This is a genomic window from Flavobacterium sp. (assembly GCF_049318185.1).
Taxonomy (GTDB): domain Bacteria; phylum Bacteroidota; class Bacteroidia; order Flavobacteriales; family Flavobacteriaceae; genus Flavobacterium.
On the sequence record NZ_JBMOGV010000015.1, the window covers coordinates 1 to 22,826 of the forward strand.

The 22,826-nt window shown below is 32.0% G+C and carries 20 protein-coding genes and 1 pseudogene; 12 read left to right on the forward strand and 9 right to left on the reverse strand.

What is annotated here, in order from left to right; all coding sequences use genetic code 11:
- Positions 1–251: 251 nt before the first annotated feature.
- A pseudogene (locus tag ACOYLT_RS02710) lies at positions 252–350 on the forward strand (DNA-binding response regulator); the annotation flags it as partial.
- A gap of 71 nt (positions 351–421) precedes the next feature.
- Here the strand turns inward: ACOYLT_RS02710 and ACOYLT_RS02715 are convergent.
- A complete protein-coding gene (locus ACOYLT_RS02715) occupies positions 422–2,014 on the reverse strand; it encodes a peptide chain release factor 3 (RefSeq protein WP_422852307.1) in 1,593 nt (530 codons plus the stop codon).
- A 252-nt stretch (positions 2,015–2,266) separates the two neighbouring features.
- Between ACOYLT_RS02715 and ACOYLT_RS02720 the strand changes: the two genes are divergently transcribed.
- The 5 genes from ACOYLT_RS02720 (at position 2,267) to ACOYLT_RS02740 (ending at position 9,953) form a co-directional block, all read left to right on the forward strand.
- Entirely contained in the window at positions 2,267–4,234 is a 1,968-nt protein-coding gene (locus ACOYLT_RS02720; protein WP_422852308.1) for a peptidylprolyl isomerase, read from the forward strand.
- 1 nt (position 4,235) lies between these two features.
- Positions 4,236–5,084 carry a hypothetical protein gene (locus ACOYLT_RS02725; protein ID WP_422852309.1) on the forward strand — a complete coding sequence of 283 codons (849 nt, stop codon included), beginning with the start codon at positions 4,236–4,238 and terminating at the stop codon, positions 5,082–5,084.
- A complete protein-coding gene (locus tag ACOYLT_RS02730; RefSeq protein WP_422852310.1) occupies positions 5,047–6,474 on the forward strand; it encodes a foldase protein PrsA in 1,428 nt (475 codons plus the stop codon). The genes ACOYLT_RS02725 and ACOYLT_RS02730 overlap by 38 nt, the downstream gene beginning before the upstream one ends.
- A gap of 33 nt (positions 6,475–6,507) precedes the next feature.
- The gene (locus tag ACOYLT_RS02735) at positions 6,508–7,461 is read left to right on the forward strand and encodes an AAA family ATPase (RefSeq protein ID WP_422852311.1); all 954 of its coding nucleotides are present in this window, start codon (positions 6,508–6,510) and stop codon (positions 7,459–7,461) included.
- A 227-nt stretch (positions 7,462–7,688) separates the two neighbouring features.
- Positions 7,689–9,953 carry an aconitate hydratase gene (locus tag ACOYLT_RS02740; protein WP_422852312.1) on the forward strand — a complete coding sequence of 755 codons (2,265 nt, stop codon included), beginning with the start codon at positions 7,689–7,691 and terminating at the stop codon, positions 9,951–9,953.
- A gap of 137 nt (positions 9,954–10,090) precedes the next feature.
- On the opposite strand, the gene ACOYLT_RS02745 is transcribed toward ACOYLT_RS02740, so the two are convergent.
- Together ACOYLT_RS02745 and ACOYLT_RS02750 are read right to left on the reverse strand one after the other, a co-directional pair.
- Positions 10,091–11,539, reverse strand: coding sequence for a glyceraldehyde-3-phosphate dehydrogenase (locus ACOYLT_RS02745; protein ID WP_422852313.1), 1,449 nt, complete (start codon positions 11,537–11,539; stop codon positions 10,091–10,093).
- 155 nt (positions 11,540–11,694) lie between these two features.
- Positions 11,695–13,086, reverse strand: a complete 1,392-nt coding sequence (locus ACOYLT_RS02750) for a trypsin-like peptidase domain-containing protein (RefSeq protein WP_422852314.1) — start codon at positions 13,084–13,086, stop codon at positions 11,695–11,697.
- Between the two features lie 133 nt (positions 13,087–13,219).
- Here ACOYLT_RS02750 and dapF point away from each other — a divergent pair, with 133 nt between their 5' ends.
- The 5 genes from dapF (at position 13,220) to ACOYLT_RS02775 (ending at position 17,226) form a co-directional block, all read left to right on the forward strand.
- Positions 13,220–14,005 carry a diaminopimelate epimerase gene (gene dapF / locus ACOYLT_RS02755; RefSeq protein ID WP_422852315.1) on the forward strand — a complete coding sequence of 262 codons (786 nt, stop codon included), beginning with the start codon at positions 13,220–13,222 and terminating at the stop codon, positions 14,003–14,005.
- Positions 13,999–14,526 carry a GNAT family N-acetyltransferase gene (locus ACOYLT_RS02760; protein WP_422852316.1) on the forward strand — a complete coding sequence of 176 codons (528 nt, stop codon included), beginning with the start codon at positions 13,999–14,001 and terminating at the stop codon, positions 14,524–14,526. Before dapF ends, ACOYLT_RS02760 begins: the two co-directional genes overlap by 7 nt.
- A gap of 18 nt (positions 14,527–14,544) precedes the next feature.
- On the forward strand, positions 14,545–15,579 hold the full coding sequence (mltG, locus tag ACOYLT_RS02765) for an endolytic transglycosylase MltG (protein ID WP_422852317.1): 1,035 nt from the start codon (positions 14,545–14,547) through the stop codon (positions 15,577–15,579).
- Between the two features lie 3 nt (positions 15,580–15,582).
- Entirely contained in the window at positions 15,583–16,494 is a 912-nt protein-coding gene (locus ACOYLT_RS02770; RefSeq protein ID WP_422852318.1) for a DUF2279 domain-containing protein, read from the forward strand.
- A gap of 96 nt (positions 16,495–16,590) precedes the next feature.
- Complete coding sequence (locus tag ACOYLT_RS02775) at positions 16,591–17,226, forward strand: peptidoglycan-binding protein LysM (RefSeq protein WP_422852319.1); 636 nt, start codon at positions 16,591–16,593, stop codon at positions 17,224–17,226.
- 1 nt (position 17,227) lies between these two features.
- On the opposite strand, the gene ACOYLT_RS02780 is transcribed toward ACOYLT_RS02775, so the two are convergent.
- The 3 genes from ACOYLT_RS02780 to dnaA form a co-directional block, all read right to left on the reverse strand.
- Positions 17,228–17,893: an SAM-dependent methyltransferase gene (locus tag ACOYLT_RS02780; protein ID WP_422852331.1), complete on the reverse strand. Its 666-nt coding sequence runs from the start codon at positions 17,891–17,893 to the stop codon at positions 17,228–17,230.
- Positions 17,894–17,997: 104 nt separating this feature from the next.
- The gene (locus tag ACOYLT_RS02785) at positions 17,998–18,465 is read right to left on the reverse strand and encodes a low molecular weight protein-tyrosine-phosphatase (protein ID WP_422852320.1); all 468 of its coding nucleotides are present in this window, start codon (positions 18,463–18,465) and stop codon (positions 17,998–18,000) included.
- 39 nt (positions 18,466–18,504) lie between these two features.
- Positions 18,505–19,932: a chromosomal replication initiator protein DnaA gene (gene dnaA / locus ACOYLT_RS02790; RefSeq protein ID WP_422852321.1), complete on the reverse strand. Its 1,428-nt coding sequence runs from the start codon at positions 19,930–19,932 to the stop codon at positions 18,505–18,507.
- A 186-nt stretch (positions 19,933–20,118) separates the two neighbouring features.
- Between dnaA and ACOYLT_RS02795 the strand changes: the two genes are divergently transcribed.
- Positions 20,119–20,511 (forward strand): acyl-CoA thioesterase, encoded by a 393-nt coding sequence (locus tag ACOYLT_RS02795; protein WP_422852332.1) that lies wholly within the window; start codon positions 20,119–20,121, stop codon positions 20,509–20,511.
- 12 nt (positions 20,512–20,523) lie between these two features.
- On the opposite strand, the gene ACOYLT_RS02800 is transcribed toward ACOYLT_RS02795, so the two are convergent.
- The 3 genes from ACOYLT_RS02800 to ribD are packed head-to-tail and all read right to left on the reverse strand — an operon-like array spanning position 20,524 to position 22,777.
- A complete protein-coding gene (locus ACOYLT_RS02800; protein ID WP_422852322.1) occupies positions 20,524–21,132 on the reverse strand; it encodes an IMPACT family protein in 609 nt (202 codons plus the stop codon).
- 3 nt (positions 21,133–21,135) lie between these two features.
- On the reverse strand, positions 21,136–21,744 hold the full coding sequence (locus ACOYLT_RS02805) for an HAD family hydrolase (protein ID WP_422852323.1): 609 nt from the start codon (positions 21,742–21,744) through the stop codon (positions 21,136–21,138).
- The gene (gene ribD / locus ACOYLT_RS02810) at positions 21,737–22,777 is read right to left on the reverse strand and encodes a bifunctional diaminohydroxyphosphoribosylaminopyrimidine deaminase/5-amino-6-(5-phosphoribosylamino)uracil reductase RibD (protein ID WP_422852324.1); all 1,041 of its coding nucleotides are present in this window, start codon (positions 22,775–22,777) and stop codon (positions 21,737–21,739) included. The genes ACOYLT_RS02805 and ribD overlap by 8 nt, the downstream gene beginning before the upstream one ends.
- Between the last annotated feature and the right edge of the window lie 49 nt (positions 22,778–22,826).

The following is a 22,826-nucleotide window of genomic DNA, read 5'->3' on the forward strand; positions in this document are numbered from 1 at the left end:
TGTTGTCACCCAAGGAGAAGAAGTTAAAACACTTCGTGTGATTAAACGATAATATTTATTAACTAAATTTTTAAAACCCTCTTCAAGAAATTGAAGGGGGTTTTTTGTTTGATTTACTTTTCATTTAGATATTACAGAAAAGAAAAAATTAGAAATTCAGAAGGAAGAATTATTATTGAAACTTGAAAAACAAAATGAAAGTTTAAACGATTATGCCCACATGGTATCCCATGATTTAAAATCTCCTTTAAATTGATATAGAAGAAAACACAGTGTTAATTGTTAAAGATGTTTTGCCAGTTAGCCGACGCAATCGTCCTGAGCTAATGAAAAACTTGAAATTATTATAATTATTATTCGGTACCAAGCCTCATTAATTTTAATGAAATAAATAATTGATTTTTATACAATTAAGAATCATTTATAATTCAAATTCAGAAGTAAAAAACAACTTCACATTTGGAAATTTGTTTTGCGTCATTTGTATAGTGAATTCTGAGTCTGCTAAAAACACTAATTGATCGTATTTATCGTAGGCTAGAAATTTTTGTTTTATTCTTTTGAATTCTTTAAATTCTTCACTTTTTGGGTCATTAGGTTTTACCCAGCAAGCTTTGTGAATAGGAAAGTTTTCATAACTACATTTTGCACCATATTCATGTTCTAATCGGTATTGTATCACTTCATATTGAAGAGCTCCTACTGTACCTATCACTTTTCGGTTATTCATTTCAAGTGTGAATAGCTGAGCGACACCTTCATCCATTAATTGGTCAACTCCTTTGTCTAATTGTTTTGCTTTCAATGGGTCAGCATTATTAATGTATCTAAAATGCTCTGGAGAAAAACTTGGTATGCCTTTAAAACTCATCATTTCTCCCTCTGTCAAAGTATCTCCAATTTTAAAGTTGCCCGTATCATGCAATCCTACAATATCTCCCGGATATGAGATGTCTACAATTTCTTTTCTTTCAGCAAAAAAAGCATTCGGACTAGAGAATTTTAAATTTTTATTTAACCTTACATGAGTATAGGGTTTGTTTCGTTCAAAAGTTCCCGATACAATTTTGATGAAAGCTAATCTGTCGCGGTGTTTCGGATCCATATTGGCATGAATTTTAAACACAAAACCACTCATTTTTTCTTCTTCAGGATTTACTAAACGTGTTTCTGATTCTTTTGGTCTTGGTGATGGTGCAATCTCAACAAAACAGTCGAGCAATTCTCTAACCCCAAAATTGTTCAATGCAGAACCAAAAAAAACGGGTTGTAAATCACCTTTTAAATAAGCCTCCCTATCAAAAGCAGGATAGACCTCTGCAATTAGCTCGAGTTCTTCTCTTAATTTGTTTGCTGGTTTTTCACCAATTATTTTTTCAAGTTCGGGGCTGTTACTATCAGAAAAAGCGATAGTATCTTCTATGTTTTTACGACTATCACTACTAAAAAGATTGATGTTTTGTTCCCAGATGTTATAAATTCCTTGAAAATCATAACCCATGCCAATTGGAAAACTCAAAGGCGTAACGTTTAATTTCAATTTTTGTTCCACTTCGTCCATTAAATCAAAAGCATCTTTTCCTTCGCGATCCAATTTATTTATGAAAACTATAATTGGGATGTTTCGCATTCTACAAACTTCAACCAATTTTTCAGTTTGTTCCTCAACACCTTTTGCTACATCAATAACCACGATTACACTATCAACAGCGGTTAATGTTCTAAAAGTATCCTCGGCAAAATCCTTATGCCCTGGTGTATCAAGAATATTTACTTTTTTGTCTTTGTAATTAAAGGCTAATACAGAGGTTGCAACAGAGATCCCTCTTTGACGCTCAATTTCCATGAAATCTGATGTAGCCCCTTTTTTTATTTTATTATTTTTCACAGCACCGGCCTCTTGAATAGCACCTCCAAAAAGCAACAATTTTTCCGTTAATGTTGTTTTTCCGGCATCAGGATGCGAGATTATTCCAAAGGTTCTTCGTCGTTCAATTTCTTTTAAAAAACTCATGATTTTTATTAAATAGTTTGCAAAAATAGTATTATTTACTCATTAATTTGTTAAGAATTTTTTTTCTGACCTATACAATTATATGACTAATAAAAGTGCTGTTAATAAATTTTTGTTAATAGTACACCCGATAGTTGTGTAATATGATTGAATTGTTAATTTTGTTGATTGTAACATGATAAAATTAAAGTTATGTTACTTGAAATAAAATAAATTATAACAGTTTCATTTTAAATAAGAAAATTTACAGTAATGAGCATACAAAAATTATTTTTAGGATTATTATTAACAGTAACTTATACTGGATTAGCACAAAGTAACACAAAAGAAGTTCTGTTTACCATTAATGAAAAACCCTATTTTACTGATGAATTCTCTAGAGTTTATAAGAAGAATTTAGATTTGGTAAAAGATGAATCACAAAAAGATTTGAATCAGTATTTAGACTTGTTTATAGGTTATAAATTAAAGGTTAGTAAAGCCTATAAATTAGGGTTACAGGATAGTCCACAGTATCAAAACGAATTGAAATCGTATAGGACACAATTAAGCAAAAATTATTTTAATGATACTAAAATAACACAAGAACTTGTTGAAGAGGGCTATAATCGTTTACAAAAGGAAATTAGAGCTTCACATATTTTGATATTAGCGGATGAAAATGCTTCACCTGAAGACACTTTAAAAGCCTATAAAAAAATACAAGATATCAGTAAAAAAGCACTTGCTGGTGAAGATTTTAGTAGCTTAGCTTCTCAATACTCTGAAGATCCCTCTGCCAAAGATAATAAAGGTGATTTAGGTTTTTTCACTGCTTTTAGAATGGTTTATGCTTTTGAAAATGCTGCCTATAACACACAAAAAGGGAGTGTTTCCAAAATTATCAGAACACGTTTTGGTTACCATATCCTGAAAGTTAATGATGTTAGAGATAACCGCGGTGAAGTCACTGTGGCGCATATCATGATTTTAAATCCAAAGCCAGAAGATGCCGATCAGGATAAAGCAAAAAATACCATTGATGATATCTATTCAAAAATCCAGCAAGGCGAAAAGTTCGAAGATTTAGCTAAGCAGTTTTCTGAAGATAAATCTTCTTCTTCAAAAGGAGGAGTGTTAAACAAATTTGCTTCGGGACAATTAAGTTCTGAAGCATTTGAAAATGCTGCATTTTCATTGACTAAACCCGATGAAATTTCAAAACCTATTTCATCACAGTTTGGATGGCACATCATCAAATTGATTCAAAAGCATCCTATAAAGACTATTGATGAAATGAAAAATGAATTGGAGACTAAAATTGGAAAAGACGACAGGTCTAAAAAAATAGTGGCTTCATTGAATGAAAAATTAAGAAAAAAATACACCTCTAAAAAGGATACAAAGCAATTTGCTTTGCTTTCAAAATTAGTGACCAATGATTTTTATGAATCAAAGTGGACGCTTCCTGAAAATTTAAAAGACTACACTGCGCCATTTTTGACTATTGCTACTAAAAAAATTGATGGTAAAACCTTCTTGGAATTTATTGACAAACAACAAAAATCGGGATTAACTACTAAACCAATTTCAAAATTAGTAGACGCATTGTATGATAAATTCTTAGACGAGCAGTTGAAAGCCTATTACGATGATAATTTAGAGACAGAATTTGTAGAATTTGCTAATGTGATGGAAGAATATAGAGATGGTTTGCTGCTTTTTGATTTGATGGAAAAAGAGATTTGGGAAAAAGCAAAAACAGATACTGTTGGACTACAAAAATTCTATAATGACCATAAAATGGAACATTTGTGGAAGAATAGAGTAGAAGCCACTATACTTTCTTCTACCAAAATGGACATGATTAAGAAGGCATTAGCACTTTTGAAGAAAAAAACTGAACCACAAAAAATCAAAGAAAAATTAAACGTTGATACTATTATTAATGTTATGGCCAACACAGGCGTTTTTGAAGAAGGAAGTGATGCCTTGCCTAAAGCAACCAAATACGAAGTTGGGATTTCAGACATTTTTAAAGAAGGAGAATATTATTTTGTTCTCAAAGTAGACAAATTGCTACCAGCTGGAGTAAAAACCCTAGAAGAATGTAAAGGTAAAATTATAAACGATTATCAGCAATATCTTGAAAAAGGTTGGGTAGATGATTTGAAACAAGAGTTTACCGTAAAGATTAATAAAGATGTTTTTGAAAAAGTGAAAAAACAGCTAAATCCATAAAATGTTCAAAAATAGTTTTTACCTATTTTTTTTAATGGTTTGTTCCTGTAATTATTTCAAGCCAGAACAAAAAGCAGCGTCAATTGCAAGAGTTGGTAAAAACTATTTATACAAAACTGACATTGCAACCCTAGTTCCTGCAGGAACTTCAAAGGAAGACAGTTTGCTTATAGTTAGAGATTTCATTAATAGATGGGCAAGTCAGAAGTTAATTATAGAATCAGCAGAAAGGAATATAAGCGATAAGAAAAAAGCAGAATACAATGCTTTATTGAAACAATACAAGATTGATTTATATTCTAAAGCCTATATAGAAGAAGTAGTAAAAAATACCGTTGACACTATAGTAAAACAAGAAGAATTAAAAGAATATTACAATCAAAATAAAGAAAATTTTAAAACCAATGGAACTTTAGTTCGATTGAGATATATTAACCTCTCAAAAGACAATCCTCGATTTGGAACTATTAAAAATAAGTTTTTTAATTATACTAAAAAAGACAAAAAGTTTTGGGACACTTATGCACTACAATTTAAAAGTTTTGCATTAAACGATACTGTTTGGGTTGATATGGGTCAAGTGTATTCAAAATTACCTTTTATTAATCCTGACAATAGAGAAACATTAATTCAAGCAGGAAAAAGAATAGAGAAGGCAATTAATGATGATGTATATTTTGTAAAAATTACTACTGTTATTGATAAAAATCAATTATCACCTTTTCAGTATATCAAACCTACATTAAAAGAAGTTATTTTAAACAGAAGAAAATTAGAATTAATTAAAAAATTTGAAAAGGAAATCATAGAAGATGCCATTAAAAATAAAGATTATGAAATATATAAATAACAAACTCACCATCGCAATTATTACAACAATTTGTTCCGTGTGGTTTGTAAATGCTCAAGAAATTATTAAAGATACTGTGAAAACAAAATCGCAGTTCCTCAATTTTCAAAAGCAAAAAATAGATGGTATTATAGCCACTGTTGGCGATTATATCATATTAGATTCTGATGTAGATAAATCGTATTTGGAATTGTCAAGTCAAGGCAATTCAGTTAAAGACATTACACGTTGTCAAATGTTAGGGAAATTATTAGAAGACAAATTATATGCTCATCAAGCCGTTCAAGATAGTATTATCGTAAAAGATGAAGAGGTAAAAGAAAAACTAAGTGAACAAGTGAACTACATGGTGGAGCAATTAGGTTCCATGGAAAAAGTAGTTCAATATTTTAAGAAAGCCACAGAAGATGAATTCAGAACTGAATTATTTGACATCATCAAAATGAATAAACTTGGAGCAGAAATGCAAAAGAAAATCATTGATGCCGTAGAAATTACTCCAGAAGAAACGCGTAATTTCTTTAAAGCTATTCCTCAAAATGAATTGCCCGTTTTTGGAGCTGAAATGGAAGTAGCACAAATAGTAGTAACCCCAAAAATAACCGAAGAAGAAAAACAGAGAGTAATTAATCGCTTAAAAGAAATAAAAGCTGAGGTTCTCGCTGGAGCAAGTTTTAAAACAAGAGCCGTTATTTATTCTGATGACAGAGGTTCTGCTTCCAATGGTGGATTTTATAAAATAAATAGGAAAACTCAATTTGTAAAAGAGTTTAAAGATGTTGCTTTTAGCTTGTCAGAAGGAGAAATTTCAGAACCATTTGAGACCGAGTTTGGTTATCATATTATCATGGTTGAAAAGATTAAAGGTCAAGAAGTAGAATTACGTCATATCCTAATGATGCCAAAAGTTTCTGATAAAGCTTTGAAAGAAGCCAAAGAAAAAATAATTTTGATAAAAAAGCGAATAGAAAGCGGCGAAATAAGTTTTGCAGAAGCAGCTAGAACCCTATCTGACGAAAAAGAAACTAGAGCCAACGGAGGAACATTAATTAATCCGAGAACCCAAGATACTCACTTTGAATTGACCAAAATGGATCCAAGTTTGTATAGCGAAGTTTCTAATTTGAAAAACAGTGCCATTACAGCAGCTATTTTAGATGATGATGCTAAAACAGGAAAGAAATATAAAATTATAACAGTTACCAATAGAATTGATGAGCACACGGCTGATTATGCTAAAGACTATATCAAAATTAAAGATTTGGCTTTAAAAGAAAAGCAAATTAAAGCCATTGCCAAATGGAGTGAAGAGAAAATAAAAGAAACCTATGTCAAAATCAATGGAGAATACAGAGATTGTATTTTTACTAATAATTGGTTAAAAAAATAAACAAGTTTTTATAGCATTAAAATTTTAAATAATATGTCTGATGTTGCTGCCATTCAAGATTTAGTTCAAAAAAGATTAGAACTAAAAAAAGAGATTTCTAAAATTATAATAGGTCAAGACGAAGTAGTTGATCAAATTTTACTTAGTATTTTTTCTGGTGGACATGCCTTACTGATTGGCGTGCCTGGTTTAGCTAAAACATTAATGGTAAACACCATTTCTCAAGCTTTAGGATTAGATTTTAAGCGTATTCAGTTCACACCAGATTTGATGCCATCTGATATTTTAGGAAGTGAAATTTTGGATGAAAGTCGTCAATTTAAATTTATCAAAGGGCCCATTTTTTCCAATATAATTTTGGCTGATGAGATTAATAGAACACCGCCAAAAACGCAAGCCGCTTTATTAGAAGCCATGCAAGAAAGAGCGGTTACCATAGCAGGTCAAAACTATAAATTAGATTTACCTTATTTCGTTTTAGCTACACAAAACCCCATTGAACAAGAGGGGACTTATCCCTTGCCTGAAGCACAACTAGACCGTTTTATGTTTGCCATAAAACTAGATTACCCCTCTTATCAAGAAGAAGTTCAAGTGGTGAAAAGCACTACTTCTGATGAAAAGCCAGTAATCAATCCGTTGTTTAAAGCTCAAGAAATTATTGATTTTCAACACTTAATTCGCAGAATTCCAGTTGCAGATAATGTAGTAGAATATGCAGTAACTTTAGTAGGAAAAACTAGGCCTAAAAGTGCTTTAGCCTCGGAGTATGTTAACAATTATTTAGATTGGGGGGCAGGACCAAGAGCTTCGCAAAATTTGATTTTAGCCGCCAAAGCCAATGCCGCTTTCAATGGTAAATTTTCTCCAGATATTGAAGATGTAAAAGCTGTGGCATTAGGTATACTTCGCCATAGAATTATAAAAAACTACAAAGCTGATGCTGAAGGAATCACCGAAGAAATGATTATTAATAAATTGATGTAAATTTTAATTGTTTTTAATAAAACTTTAAGACTTATTAAAAATAACACTTAAATTTTATTTTAATAATTATCATTTTATTTCGATTATAATTTATAATTGCTAAATATTAATTCAAAAAATTAATATTTCGTAAAATATAATTAAAATATAACTTATTTAATTAAAAACTTTTTAGAAGTACAACGTTTTCGTAAATTTGTACAACAAATAAATAAACCCAATATACTATGGCTTTTGACATTAAAATGATTGAAAAAGTTTATGCTACAATGTCAGCTCGTGTAGATAAAGCAAGGGCGCTTGTAGGTAGACCATTAACTCTTTCAGAAAAGATTTTATATTCGCACTTATGGGAAGGAACGCCTTCTCAAGCCTTCACTCGTGGTAAAGATTATGTGGATTTTGCTCCTGATAGAGTAGCTTGTCAAGATGCCACTGCACAAATGGCGTTATTACAATTTATGCATGCAGGGAAGAAAACTGTTGCAGTTCCTACAACGGTTCACTGTGACCACTTAATCCAAGCCAAAGTTGGTGCTACAACAGATTTAGCGGTAGCCAATTCACAATCAAAAGAAGTTTTTGACTTTCTTTCTTCTGTATCTAATAAATATGGTATTGGATTTTGGAAACCAGGTTCTGGAATTATTCATCAAATTGTTTTAGAAAATTATGCTTTTCCAGGTGGAATGATGATAGGAACCGATTCTCACACCGTAAATGCGGGTGGTTTAGGAATGTTAGCTATTGGTGTTGGTGGTGCAGACGCCGTTGACGTTATGAGTGGAATGTCGTGGGAATTGAAATTCCCAAAATTGATAGGAGTGAAGTTAACAGGAAAACTAAATGGTTGGACTGCTCCAAAAGATGTAATATTAAAAGTAGCTGATATTCTAACTGTAAAAGGTGGAACTGGAGCAATAGTTGAATATTTTGGAGAAGGGGCCACTTCAATGTCTTGCACTGGAAAAGGAACCATTTGTAATATGGGGGCAGAAATTGGTGCTACAACTTCTACTTTTGGATATGATGACTCTATGAGAAGATATTTGATCGCAACAGACCGTCAAGATATTGTAGATGCGGCAGATAAAGTAGCTTCTTATTTAACAGGCGATGACGAAGTATATGCTAATCCTGCCAAATATTTTGACCAAGTAATTGAAATCAACCTTTCAGCGTTAGAGCCACACATCAACGGACCATTTACTCCCGATAGAGGAACTCCAGTATCTAAAATGAAATCAGAAGCTGCTGCAAATGGTTGGCCGTTAAAAGTAGAATGGGGCTTGATAGGGTCTTGTACAAACTCATCCTATGAAGATATGGCTCGCGCTGCTTCTATAGTAGAGCAAGCCGTTGCTCACGGAATTACCCCAAAAGCTGAATTTGGTATCAATCCAGGTTCTGAACAAATTAGATATACCATAGAACGAGATGGCATTATTGCTACTTTCGAAAAAATGGGTACCAAAGTGTTTACTAATGCTTGTGGGCCATGTATTGGACAATGGGATAGAGCTGGAGCTGACAAAGGGGAAAAAAATACTATTGTTCACTCCTTTAACAGAAACTTCTCTAAACGCGCTGATGGAAATCCTAATACTCATGCTTTTGTAACTTCACCAGAAATGGTAGCTGCATTAGCCATTTCGGGTGATTTGTCATTTAACCCTTTAACAGATACTTTATTAAATGATAAGGGAGAACAAGTGAGATTAAATGCTCCAACAGGTGATGAGTTGCCAAAAAGAGGTTTTGACGTAGAAGATGCAGGATTCCAAGCACCGGCTGCTGATGGTTCCGCCGTTCAGGTTGCCGTTTCTCCAACTTCAGATAGATTGCAGCTTTTAGCTCCATTCGAAGCTTGGGATGGAAAAAATATTATAGGTGCAAAACTGTTAATTAAAGCTTTTGGAAAATGTACAACAGATCACATCTCTATGGCTGGTCCATGGTTACGTTTCCGAGGACATTTGGATAATATTTCTAATAATATGTTGATTGGAGCAGTAAATGCATTTAATCAAGAAGCCAATAAAGTTAAGAACCAACTTACGGGAGACTATGCTACTGTGCCTGCAGTACAAAGAGATTATAAATCAGCTGGTGTTCCAACCATTGTTGTAGGAGATCACAATTATGGTGAAGGCTCTTCAAGAGAACATGCTGCAATGGAACCAAGATTTTTGGGAGTAAAAGCTGTTTTAGTAAAATCGTTTGCACGTATTCATGAAACAAATTTGAAAAAGCAAGGTATGTTGGCTTTAACTTTTGCTAACGAAGCCGATTATGATAAAATTCAGGAAAATGATACTATCAATTTCTTAGATTTAACTGAGTTTACTCCAGGCAAGCCTCTTACCCTTGAATTTGTTCATGCTGATGGCTCAAAAGATTTAATTTTAGCTAATCATACTTACAACGATAGCCAAATAGGTTGGTTTGTGGCAGGCTCTGCTTTGAACCTAATTGCCGCCGGAAAAGCATAATAAAGTTTACTTTTTGACTAGTACTAAATAATCTATACAGATTATTTAGTACTAGTCATTTTTTTAAATTTATTTTTTACAAAGACCAATAGATAGTTTCTTATTGAAAATATAAAGATTTTCAGCTTCAAAAACTATTAATAGTAAGTATAACGCCTCACTTTAGCTATATACTTAGCCAAACGTATTACTTGATGACTATAACCATATTCATTATCATACCAAACATATAAAACTATATTTTTTCCATCGCCTGAAACAATAGTTGCATTGCTATCAAATATTGAGGGAGCAGAAGTACCAACAATATCAGAAGATACCAGTTCATTATTTAAAGAATATTTAATTTGCTCCACTAATTCTCCTTCTAGAGCATATTTTCTCATAATTCCATTTACTTCTTCAATGGAAGTTGGTTTTGCTACTTCTAGATTTAGCACTACCAAGGAACCATTTGGTACAGGAACTCGAATAGCATTTGAAGTTAATTTTCCTGCCAAGCTTGGTAATGCTTTGGCAACAGCACTACCGGCACCAGTTTCAGTAATAACCATATTAAGAGCTGCAGCACGACCTCGGCGGTATTTTTTATGCATATTGTCAACTAAGTTCTGATCATTAGTATAAGCGTGTATGGTTTCAAGATGTCCTTTTACAACACCAAGTGCTTCTTCAACTACTTGTAATATTGGTGTTATAGCATTGGTTGTACAAGAAGCAGCCGAATAAATATCCACTTTGTCAGGATTGTAAACATTATGGTTTACACCGTATACAATATTAGGGACGCCTTTGCCTGGTGCTGTCAATAAAACTTTAGTAACCCCTTTTGAAACTAGGTGTCTTTTTAATGCCTCTACTGTGGTAAATGCTCCAGTATTATCGATTACTAGAGCGTCTTCAATTTCATATTCTGTATAGTCAATTTCTTCTGGAGCATTTGCAGTTATGATATGAACCGTTGTTCCATTAATTATCAGGGCATTGTTTTCAACATCCGCTTGAACAGAACCTTCAAAATCACCATGAACAGAATCATAACGTAAAAGAGAGGCTCTTTTTTCTAGAGAATTAGCATCATTTCTGTCTCGTGTAACAATAGCACGAAGTCTAAGTTGTTGTCCTTTACCAATTTTACTCATCATTTCGCGTGCCAATAATCTTCCGATACGACCAAAACCATAAAGAACAACATCTTTGGGTTTTATATTTTTTGCATTTTTTGCATTTTTTAGTTTATCAATTACGAAAGCTTTGGCGTCATGGTATTTATTATCTTCTAAATGATATTCATGGGTTAGTTTTCCTATGTCAATTTTTGACGGAGGTAAATCTAAGTTAAGCATGGCATTAGCAATTTCAACAGTGTCAAATACATTTATTGGTTTTTGAACAAATTCGGCAGCATATTCGTGAAGATTGATAATATCACTAACAGTTCTGTCGATTAATTGATTCCTAAAAAGCACTAATTCTATAGATTTGTCATACCATAAATCGCTAATGATTTTGATAAATTCTATACCTGCTTTGCGTCTGTCGGCTTGAAATGATACTTCCTTTTCATATAGGGTATTTCTTTTCATACAAGAGATAAGAGTTAGTTGTTAGTTACAGATTTAAATTCTGCGCAAAAGTATAAAATTGAAGTGTTTTACGAAAACGATTTCGTTACTTTTTTAAATAAAAAAAGCCAATCAATTAAGATTAGCTTTTTGAAAAAAAAAGTAAGTAAGAGGAATTATAAAATAATTTGAATGACTTGACCAATTCTGTTAATCATTTGAATACTAACATTTTGATTTTCGTCCTTTTTATTTAGTATTCTTGAAACTGATTCGACATCCGTAGCTTTCACATTATCAACGGATAATATTATACCCCCTTTCAATTGGTCATAATAGGGTCTAAGATTTTCATTATTAATTTCTTTGATGCGAACGCCATACTCTATTTTGAACTTTCTTTTGTCAGAAGCATCAATATTTTCTAATTCTAATCCTTTGAATTCGGTAGTGAAAATATCATTTTTGATTAGTACTACAGGTATAGTTTTTGTGTCTCCATCTCTAATAAATGTGACTTGAACTTTATCATTAGGTCTTTTGGTATTAATATAACCTGTTAGTTCGGCATACGAACTAATTTTTTGATTGTCTAATTTTTTAATTATATCTCCTTTTTGAAGACCCGCTTTTTCTGCGCCAGAATTTTTAGTTACTTTATTGACAAAGAAACCTTCAGTCTCTTTAATTCCTAATTCATCAGAAGTTTTACTGTTTAATTCATTTCCTTCAATACCAAGAATGCCTCTTTGCACACCACCAAATTCCATAATATCTTCGATAATTTTTCTTGTAATATTTGATGGAACTGCAAATGAATAGCCCGTATAACTTCCTGTTGGTGAAGAAATCATAGTATTTATTCCGATTAATTCTCCACGAGTATTTACTAATGCACCACCGCTATTCCCTGGATTCACAGCCGCATCTGTTTGTATGAATGATTGGATATTATTAGAATTATCTAAATTTCTGGCTTTGGCTGAAACAATTCCCGCTGTTACTGTTGAATTCAAATTATATGGATTTCCAACTGCTAATACCCATTCACCCACTTTTACCTGGTCAGAATCAGCAAAAGTAGCATAAGGTAATTTTTCGTCTGCGTTTATTTTAAGTAAAGCAATATCCATTTTAGAATCGGTTCCAATGAGTTTTGCTTTATAAGATTTATTATTATTTAAAGTAACTTCAAGTTCTGTCGCATCTTTAATCACGTGATTATTTGTCACAATATAACCATCTTCAGAAATGATTACACCAGAACCAGTTCCTACTTGTTCTTGTTGTTGCCCTCCGCGTGCGCCATAGAAAAATTCCATGATTGGATTAGAAACTGTTCTCATAGAAACATTTTTTACGTGAACAACAGTATGTATGGCACTTTCGGCAGCGGCCGTAAAATCTAAAGTTTCTCCGTTTAAACCAACATTTTTTGAGTAGTTTGTTGGTGCCACAGTAACTATTGAGTCGCGATTGTCTTTTCTTTCAATAAATAATTTATAAGCACCAAGAGTTGTCGCGCCACTTAATAAAGAAACCAAAAATAAACCTGATAAACGTTTCATAGTCATCTACATTTTAAATTATTTGAAGTAAAATTAAAAACTTTCTATTTTTTTTTAAATCCCTTTTAACGCTAGTTTAACATTTTTTAAGTTAATCTTAATAATTGCTATATTTGTGGGAGTTAATAAGGCTATGAAAATTACTTTCAACAAATATCAAGGCACTGGAAATGATTTTGTGATGATTGATAATCGTCAAAATATATTTCCAAAAGACAACGTAAAACTCATCGAAAAACTTTGCGATCGTCGTTTTGGTATTGGTGCTGATGGATTGATTTTATTGGAAAATGATACTACAACAGATTTCAAAATGCTTTATTACAATTCCGACGGAAATGAAAGTTCTATGTGTGGCAATGGAGGAAGATGTATTGTTGCTTTTGCCAAAAGTTTGAAAGTAGTCAATGATGATCAAACCGATTTTATCGCTACTGATGGATTGCATCATGCTTTTATATTAGATAACGGAATTATTTCTTTGCAAATGAAAGATGTTGATGAACTAAAAATAGAAAATGATTATGTTTTCTTAGATACAGGTTCTCCGCATCATGTGATGCTAGTAGAGGATTTAAAAACTTTTGATGTTAAAAATAATGGCTCTACTATCCGTCATTCTAATTTATATGGAAAAGCAGGAAGTAATGTCAATTTTGTGAAGCAATTTTCAGATAATCATTTTGCCTTGCGAACCTATGAACGTGGAGTAGAAGACGAAACTTTGTCTTGTGGCACTGGAGCAACTGCAACTGCTATTGCCATGCATGCCATAGGTAAAACTCAATCACATCATATTCAATTGGATGTAGCAGGAGGAAAGCTAGAAGTTTTATTTGTAAAAGAAGGAACTCGTTATACCAAAGTATTTCTGCAGGGCCCAGCAACTTTTGTTTTTGAAGGAGAAATAGCATGGTAACATTAAAAGGAAAAAACGTATTTCTACGTGCTCTAGAACCTGAAGATTTAGCCTTTATCTATCATATAGAAAACGATGAACATCTCTGGGAAGTTAGCAACACCCAAACTCCTTATAGTAAATTTCTAATTCGGCAGTATCTTGAAAATGCATACCAAGATATTTATGAAGCCAAGCAACTGCGATTGGCCATCTGTAAAAATAATACTCTTGAAGCTATAGGATTGATAGATTTATTTGAATTTGATCCAAAAAATAGTCGTGCAGGAATTGGCATTATTATACAAAATGAAATCAATAGAAATGCTGGTTTTGGTAAAGAAGCCCTCTCGCTGCTTATAGACTTCAGCTTTCAACAATTGCAGTTGCATCAATTGTATGCAAATATCGGAATAGAAAACATAGCAAGTATAGCACTTTTTACTACATTTGGTTTCGAAAAAATAGGAGTCAAAAAGGATTGGAATTATAGTAATAATTCTTTTCAAGATGAGGTGTTTTTTCAATTGATTAATAAATAAAACTTAACTATTTCGGTCTTGAATACAAAGAGAAATAAAATTATAAAAGTAGTAACAGGGATTTTTTTAGTAGTTACACTTGTTGTTTTTATCAAATTTTTTACTTCGAATACCCATTTTGAAACGGATGAAGTTTATGTCCAAATCCCAACTGGTTCTACTTATCAAGATGTGGATAAAATCCTAGCTCCATTACTGAAAAACAGAAATGATTTTGAAATTATGGCTACGCTTCGTTCTTATCCTGACCGCGTTAAACCAGGAAGATTTTTATTACAACGAGGAATGAGTGCTTTTCAATTAGTAGGCGCCATGAGAAGAAATGTTCCAGTCAAGTTGGCTTTTAATAATCAAGAACGACTAGAAAATTTATGTGAGCGTATTAGTTCACAAATCGAGCCTGATACCACTAAATTATTAGCTACTTTTAGAGATAGTATTTTTTTACAAAAAAATGGTTTCACCAAGGACAATGTTTTTGCTATGTTTTTACCCAATACCTATGAGTTTTATTGGAATGTTTCTGCCGAAAAGTTCCGTGATAAAATGTTGGAAGAATATAATCGGTTTTGGTCTAAAGAAAGAATTGCAAGAGCAACACAATTGAATTTAACCCCAGTTCAAGTAATTACTTTAGCTTCTATTGTTCATAAAGAAACCGTTAAAAAAAGCGAAAGACCCATTGTGGCAGGTGTATATCTCAATAGATTGAATAAAGGAATGAAGCTACAAGCCGACCCAACAGTAATTTATGCTTTGAAATTGCGAGATAATAATTTTGACCAAATAATAAAAAGAGTTTTATATAATGATTTATTCATCAACTCACCTTATAATACTTACCAAAAAGAAGGTTTGCCGCCAGGTCCCATTGCTATGCCTGATGTGGATGCTATAGACGCTGTATTAAATCCTAAAAAACATGATTATCTTTATTTTTGTGCCAGTGTTGAACGATTTGGTTATCATGAATTTGCAGCTACTATCGAGCAACACAATTTAAATGCTAAAAAGTATGCCGATTGGCTAAATACACAAGGAACCAAACGATAATCTTTGAAAAATAAGAATTACATAATCCTTTTTTTCTTTTTTTCCGGTTTATTATGGTCTCAAACTTCAGTAGCTACTTTTTTAACACCTTCCGATACTTTAAATTCAAAACGATTCAAAACGCTAGTGCTATCTGAAGCCTCCATTGGAACTGCTGCATTGGTGGGATTAAATCAAGTTTGGTATGCTGATTATCCTCGTTCCGACTTTCATTTTATTAATGATAATGCCGAGTGGTTGCAAATGGACAAAGCTGGCCATTTATTTTCAACATATCACTTAGCAAGTTTTGGAGCCAATGCTATGAAATGGTCGGGTGCTAGTAGAAAAAAGCAATTGATTTATGGTGCCACGCTGGGGCTAGCTTTTATGACGACCGTTGAGGTTTTTGATGGTTATTCGGCTAACTGGGGTGCATCATTGGGTGATGTTGCAGCTAATATTTCTGGAACCGCTTTATTTGTTTCTCAAGAGTTACTTTGGAATGAACAACGTATTATTCCTAAGTTTTCTTTTCACACCACACCCTATGCTTCAAGAAGACCTAATGTTTTAGGAAGTTCATTGCAAGAACAACTGCTAAAAGATTATAACGGACAAACCTATTGGCTTTCGGTAAATATAAGCTCATTTATCAAGAATTCTAAGGTTCCAAAATGGTTAAACATTGCATTTGGATATGGAGCAGAGGGAATGATTACAGGAAACGATGAACTTGTTAACACTATTTTCTTGCCAGAAAGCAAAAGATATAGACAATTCTATCTCAGTTTGGACGTTGATTTGACCAAAATTGAGACTAAATCCCATTTTGTTAAGACAATTTTAACAATTTTCAACACTATAAAGATACCGGCTCCAGCTATTGAAATCAAGGGTTGCGGAGGTTATAAGATGCATTCGTTCTACTTTTGATATACTTTAACTGCCTGATAGTCAATTTTATAAAATTAATTGTATATTTGCGTCAGAAATTTCATGTCGGTGACAGCGCTTGAGAAATAACATTTAATGATAAAAAAAGGAATTTTTTACATCTCAATCATACTAATTGTAGCTTTCTTAAGCTCAGGTTTTAAACCTCATAATTCCCCAAATAGCAACGGTTTTACAAGTCTTGAAAATAAAAAACTGTTATACCTATTTCCTTCCCAAAATGATATAGATTATGTTACTCTTAAAATTCCATTTAAAGGATTATTTTTTATTGGTTATAAGGAAGCTATTGCGCATAAAGAATCACAATCCAACTATGGAAAAATTAATTCTTTGGGTTATTTAGGTAAATATCAATTTGGCATTGAAACATTGAGAGCTATTGGTATAAAAGACAGTATGGCTTTTTTAAACAATCCAACACTTCAGGAAAAAGCTTTTATCACTTTGCTTTCTAAAAACAAATATGAGTTGAAAGCTTATATTAACTATTTTGAAGGTAAATTAGTTGATGGAGTTAAAATTACAGAATCCGGAATTTTAGCAGCTGCCCATCTTGGTGGTACTGGTTCTGTAAAACGATTCTTAAATTCTAATGGCGAGAAAAAATGTAAAGATGATTATGGAACCTCAGTTCGAACTTATTTAAGAGATTTTGGAGGTTTTGAAACCAAAAGAATTAAAGCAGTTAAAAATGCACAAGTAAAATAGATTACATTTTATGTATGATAAAAATAGTAGGTCGGTTGTGTAAATCGACCTTTGTTTTTTTCCAATCTGCCACACGCATTGTTTTTATGTATTCTGAAGGTAAAGTAATGTCAGTTGCAATGCATAATTCTGTATTGGGTTGCAAGGCTTGTAAAATATCTTCCAATAATTTATTATTTCTGTAAGGTGTTTCGATAAAAATTTGAGATTGATTTTTATCAAAGGATAATTTTTCAAAATTTTTCAGCGTTGATTTTTTTTCAGCTTTATCAATGGGAAGATACCCATTGAAAGCAAAACTTTGTCCATTCATTCCTGAGCTCATCATGGCTAATAGAATAGAGGAGGGTCCTACTAATGGGATTACTTGAATGCCTTTTTCATGAGCCATTTTTACAATAGCAGCGCCAGGGTCAGCCACTCCAGGGCAACCAGCTTCACTCATTATTCCCATATTTATGCCGTTTAAACAAGGTGAAATCAAGGTATAATGTTCTGTGATTTCAGTATGTTTATTAAGAGTTGAGATTTTTAAATTGGCTTGAATTTTTTCCGGATTGATGGATTTGATGAATTTTCGTGCTGTTTTTTCGTTTTCTACAATATAAAAATCAATAAAATCAATCGCTCTTTTTACAGTTTGGGGCATTACATCATGAGGATTCATTTCCCCTAAAGTAGTTGGGATTAGATATAATTTGCCTTTAAAAGTTACTGGTTCCAACTATTTTTTTAATTATCTAATTAATAAGATGTTTTGTAAAAGTTATTTTAGGGATGTTTTTCAATTAGTTTTTTAGCTAATATAGCACAAGTTTCCTCTAGCATTTCATAGACCATATCAAAGCCATTTTGTAAACCATAGTATGGATCGGGAACATCAACATTTTCACCCGGAAAAAGATGATTTAAGATCATATCCACCTTGGATTTTTGTATTTCGTTTTTTGCTAAATCAATTACATCACTATAGTTTGAACTATCCATTACATAAATGTAATCAAAATAATCAAAATCATTTGGATTAAATTGTCTAGCTTTTTGATGGGTAATATCTAATCCGTTTTTTTGGGCTGTAACAATAGAACGAGTGTCAGGTTTTCTGCCAACATGGTAATTTCCAGTTCCTGCTGAGTCTACAATAAATTTATCTTTTGGGAGTTTTGACGCTAAAAGACCTTCTGCCAATGGAGAACGACAAATATTTCCTAAACAAACCATTAAAATTTTAGTGGGCATAACTTAATTTTCTAAGTTGCAAACTTGATCAAAAGTAAATTATAGCGATAATTTTTTATGAATATCTTCTACAAATTTTTTGAACTGTTTGTCAGTTGAAACTAAGTTATCTACTGTCTTACAAGCATGTAAAACTGTAGCGTGATCTCTATCGCCAATTTTAGAGCCAATGTTTGCTAAAGAAGATTTTGTAAATTTCTTAGCAAAAAACATGGCTAATTGTCTGGCTTGAACAACGTGACGTTTTCTTGTTTTGGATTGTAAAGTATCAATATCTAGTTGGAAATAATCAGAAACTACTTTTTGTATGTAGTCGATAGATATTTCGCGTTTTACATTTTTAACAAATTTTTCAACTACGCTTTTAGCCAAATCTAAAGTAACTTCTTTTTTATTAAAAGATGATTGTGCAATTAATGAGATTATTGCGCCTTCTAATTCTCTAACATTAGATTTGATATTTCTAGCTACATACTCAATAATTTCCTCAGGTATTTCTACGCCATCTCTGTAAAGAATATTTTTCAGGATTGAAATACGAGTTTCGTAATCTGGTTGATGTAATTCTGCTGATAATCCCCATTTGAAACGCGACAACAAACGTTGTTCGATATCTTGCATATCAACAGGAGCTTTATCTGATGTAAGTATAACTTGTTTTCCGTTTTGATGTAAATAATTGAAGATATGGAAGAAAACATCCTGTGTGCCTGTTTTTCCTGAAAGGAATTGAACATCGTCAATAATTAAAACATCGATTAATTGATAAAAATGAATAAAATCATTTCTATTATTCTTCTTAACAGAATCTATGTATTGTTGTGTAAATACTTCTGCAGAAATATACAAAACAGTTTTTTCTGGATATTTGTCTTTTATTTCAACACCAATAGCATGCGCTAAATGCGTTTTTCCTAGACCGACTCCGCCAAAAATTAATAACGGATTGAAAGATGTTCCTCCGGGTTTGTTTGCTACCGCCATTCCGGCAGAACGGGCTAAACGGTTTGAATCACCTTCAAGGAAATTATCAAAACTATAGTTTGGGTTAAGTTGGGACTCTATTTTTAAGTTTCTAATTCCAGGAATCACAAAAGGATTTTTTAGCTCTGGATTAAGATTTTTGTAGGGAGCATCAACATCTTGAGATTTTATTGGGCTTCTATGAGCACTAGGTAATTGTTCTGTAAAAGGTTGTTTATTGCCATAAGTGTTCTCCATTTTAATTTTATAGAGTAACTTTGCGTTTTTACCGAGTTCTTTAGTTAATGCTACTTTTAATAATTTTACGTAATGTTCTTCAAGCCATTCATAGAAAAATTTGCTAGGAACTTGAATGTACAAAGCGTTATCAGTAAGTTCAACTGACTTAATCGGTTCAAACCAAGTTTTAAAAGCTTGATCTTGAATATTGTCTTTTATGAATGCTAGACAGTTTTCCCATACCGATTGCGCAGTTTTGCTCATATTTGCTTAAAATTATTGTATTAATTATTTAGGTTTTAAACTATGTAAAATTATAAAATTTTTACATTTTTTTGGGATGACAAATATGTGAATAAAATTCATTAAAAAAAAATTAAAAGCTATTGATTTTTTAAAAATATTGTTGTAATGATTATTGTAATTATAGATTAAATGCAAAAAAAGCAGATGAAAGAACATCAAATACAAGTTAGAGTACGTTATTCAGAAACCGATCAGATGAGTGTGGTTTATCATGGTAATTATATTCCATATTTTGAAATGGGACGAGTTGAATGGCTTAGAAACAAAGGGATTTCATATAAATCATTGGAAGAAAGCGGTATTGCGCTTCCTATTGTTTCTATGACTATAAATTACAAAAAACCTGCTCGTTATGATGATTTACTTACAGTGACAACAAAATTCAAAAGTCAAAGTTCTGTAAAGATCGAATTTGATTGTGAAATTCATAATAAAAATGGCGAATTGTTAACAACTGCATATTTTTTATTGGTTTTTGTGGATATGAATTTAGGAAAACCTATTATGCCACCTAAATACATTTTAGACCTATTATAAAATAAATAAAAATTATATTTTATTAATTTCAATTTCAAACATGTTATCAAAAATGGCGAATATTATTATGGCATTTTTTTTTCGAACAGAAATGATGATTTCACAACTTTCGTTCAATTTTTGAGAAGTAATGTTAAGTTTTTTTTCTTTTATTATTCTCATTATCTTATTCATGTTTTTATAGTCAAACTTAATTTTAAGTAGAACGTCTATAGTTGTTTCTATAATTTTAGAGGCATCTAAAGCCATTTTTGCCGCTGTTCTATAGGCTGAAATTAACCCTCCAACACCAAGTTTTACTCCGCCAAAAAAGCGAACTACAACTACTAATACATTTGTTAAATTAAAAGATTGGATTTGCCCATAAATAGGCATTCCTGCTGAATTATTGGGTTCGCCATCATCATTGGCTCGGAAGATTGTTGTTTCTGTTCCTAATTGAAAGGCATAACAAAAATGAACAGCACCTTGATGCTGTTTTTTTAAAAGATCTAAATGTGTTTTGATTTCTTCTTCCGTAGTAACAGGAAATGCATAGCCATAAAACTTGCTGTTTTTTTCTTTAAATAAAATTTCTGACGAAGGACTTGTTATGGTTTTATAAGTGTCTTTGTCTATCAAAACTTAAAAAGTAAGGTGTTTTTGTTCAAATAATTCTACTACATCTTCTGTGCCAACTTTCAAATTCCATACATGTAAACCTAGACTTTCTGCAATATCTGTATTTTGTTTTTTGTCATCAATAAACAAAGTACGTTTTGGAGATAAATCATGTTTGCGAATTAAAGTATTGAAAATTTCTGGGTCAGGTTTACTGCGACCCATTTCATAAGAATAATATACTTTTTCAAAACAACGGTAAAAATCACTATAGAAAGACATTCCCACTTTATGTTCGAATCGACTTATGTGAATAGCATCCGTATTGGTTAAAAGAAATAAGCGGTATTTATTGGAGAGCATTTGTAAAAACTCTAATCGATATAAAGGAAAATCTCCAATTGAGGCATTCCAAGCTTTTCTTATTTCTTCAATAGTTGCCTTTGGAATGTATTTCAAAAAACACTCAATAAATTGCATTTCTGTGATTTTACCTTTTTCAAATAAATCATTATGAGCTAACAATTCTTCATTTGGACCCTCTAATCCTAATTTTCTAAACTCTTCAATAGATGCTTGTTTTTCAAGATTAATGAAAACATCTCCAAAATCAAAAATTATAGCATTAATCATGGTTTATAAAAAGTTTAAGTTGGTCTTCTTTTATTTTGCTGAGATTGTAATTTCTATTCAAAATGGGAGCTTTTACTCCATTATTAAGATGTAGATTACCAATAAATACTCTTGCTTCGTCCCAAAAATTGGAGTCGATAAAAGATTGAATTGTTGTTCTTCCTCCTTCTATTATTACCGATTGTATGTTATTGTTGAATAATACATTGCAAATGCTAGATGGAAGGTTATTATCAAAGATACCATTTTCATAAATACCATTTTCACTCGAGGTTAAATTTTCTTGTTCAGTAATGATTATTGTTTTAATTGATTTGTCTTTAACAAAGTAATTATCATTTATTTTTCCAGATTTATCTATTATTATTCTTACAGGATTATTGCCTTTCCAATCGCGGCTATTTAATCTTGGATTATCATCTAATACTGTTTTTGTACCTACTAAAATAGCTTGTTCTTCAGTACGCCATTTGTGTACTAGCTGTCTAGAAAATGGATTGGAAATCCAACTAGGTTCTAGTTTTTCTTTAGAAATGGGAGCAATATATCCCTCTAAACTTTCGGCCCATTTTAAAATTATGTAGGGACGTTTTTTAGTATGAAAAGTAAAGAAACGCTTGTTTAATTCGTTGCATTCTTTTTCTAAAACACCAACAGTTACATTCACATGGTTTTCCTGTAATCTTTTTATACCTGAACCAGCAACTTTGCTATTTGGGTCAATAGTTCCAACCACAACATTTGGTATTTTATGGGTAATAATTGAATCACAGCAAGGAGGGGTTTTACCAAAATGACTACAAGGTTCTAGAGAAACATAAATAGTTGATTTGGATAATAGAGATTTATCTTTTACTGAGTTTATGGCATTAACTTCGGCATGAGGTTCACCCGCTTTTTTGTGCCAACCTTCGCCGATAATCTTATCCTCATATACGATTACACTTCCAACTAAGGGATTAGGAAAGGTTGTTCCCAAACCATTTTTGGCCAATTTAATACAGCGATTTATATATTTTTCATGTATCTTCACCTCACAAAAATAGTTAAATTTGAATAGTGATTTATGATTAATGATTTAA

What these genes read in the sequence shown, in the direction of transcription:
- ACOYLT_RS02715 (WP_422852307.1), bottom strand. Translation starts at nt 2,014, where the DNA reads ATGAGTTTTTTAAAAGAAATTGAACGACGAAGAACCTTTGGAATAATC.
- ACOYLT_RS02720 (WP_422852308.1), top strand. Translation starts at nt 2,267, where the DNA reads ATGAGCATACAAAAATTATTTTTAGGATTATTATTAACAGTAACTTAT.
- ACOYLT_RS02725 (WP_422852309.1), top strand. Translation starts at nt 4,236, where the DNA reads ATGTTCAAAAATAGTTTTTACCTATTTTTTTTAATGGTTTGTTCCTGT.
- ACOYLT_RS02730 (WP_422852310.1), top strand. Translation starts at nt 5,047, where the DNA reads ATGCCATTAAAAATAAAGATTATGAAATATATAAATAACAAACTCACC.
- ACOYLT_RS02735 (WP_422852311.1), top strand. Translation starts at nt 6,508, where the DNA reads ATGTCTGATGTTGCTGCCATTCAAGATTTAGTTCAAAAAAGATTAGAA.
- ACOYLT_RS02740 (WP_422852312.1), top strand. Translation starts at nt 7,689, where the DNA reads ATGGCTTTTGACATTAAAATGATTGAAAAAGTTTATGCTACAATGTCA.
- ACOYLT_RS02745 (WP_422852313.1), bottom strand. Translation starts at nt 11,539, where the DNA reads ATGAAAAGAAATACCCTATATGAAAAGGAAGTATCATTTCAAGCCGAC.
- ACOYLT_RS02750 (WP_422852314.1), bottom strand. Translation starts at nt 13,086, where the DNA reads ATGAAACGTTTATCAGGTTTATTTTTGGTTTCTTTATTAAGTGGCGCG.
- dapF (WP_422852315.1), top strand. Translation starts at nt 13,220, where the DNA reads ATGAAAATTACTTTCAACAAATATCAAGGCACTGGAAATGATTTTGTG.
- ACOYLT_RS02760 (WP_422852316.1), top strand. Translation starts at nt 13,999, where the DNA reads ATGGTAACATTAAAAGGAAAAAACGTATTTCTACGTGCTCTAGAACCT.
- ACOYLT_RS02775 (WP_422852319.1), top strand. Translation starts at nt 16,591, where the DNA reads ATGATAAAAAAAGGAATTTTTTACATCTCAATCATACTAATTGTAGCT.
- ACOYLT_RS02780 (WP_422852331.1), bottom strand. Translation starts at nt 17,893, where the DNA reads ATGAATCCTCATGATGTAATGCCCCAAACTGTAAAAAGAGCGATTGAT.
- ACOYLT_RS02785 (WP_422852320.1), bottom strand. Translation starts at nt 18,465, where the DNA reads ATGCCCACTAAAATTTTAATGGTTTGTTTAGGAAATATTTGTCGTTCT.
- dnaA (WP_422852321.1), bottom strand. Translation starts at nt 19,932, where the DNA reads ATGAGCAAAACTGCGCAATCGGTATGGGAAAACTGTCTAGCATTCATA.
- ACOYLT_RS02795 (WP_422852332.1), top strand. Translation starts at nt 20,119, where the DNA reads ATGAAAGAACATCAAATACAAGTTAGAGTACGTTATTCAGAAACCGAT.
- ACOYLT_RS02805 (WP_422852323.1), bottom strand. Translation starts at nt 21,744, where the DNA reads ATGATTAATGCTATAATTTTTGATTTTGGAGATGTTTTCATTAATCTT.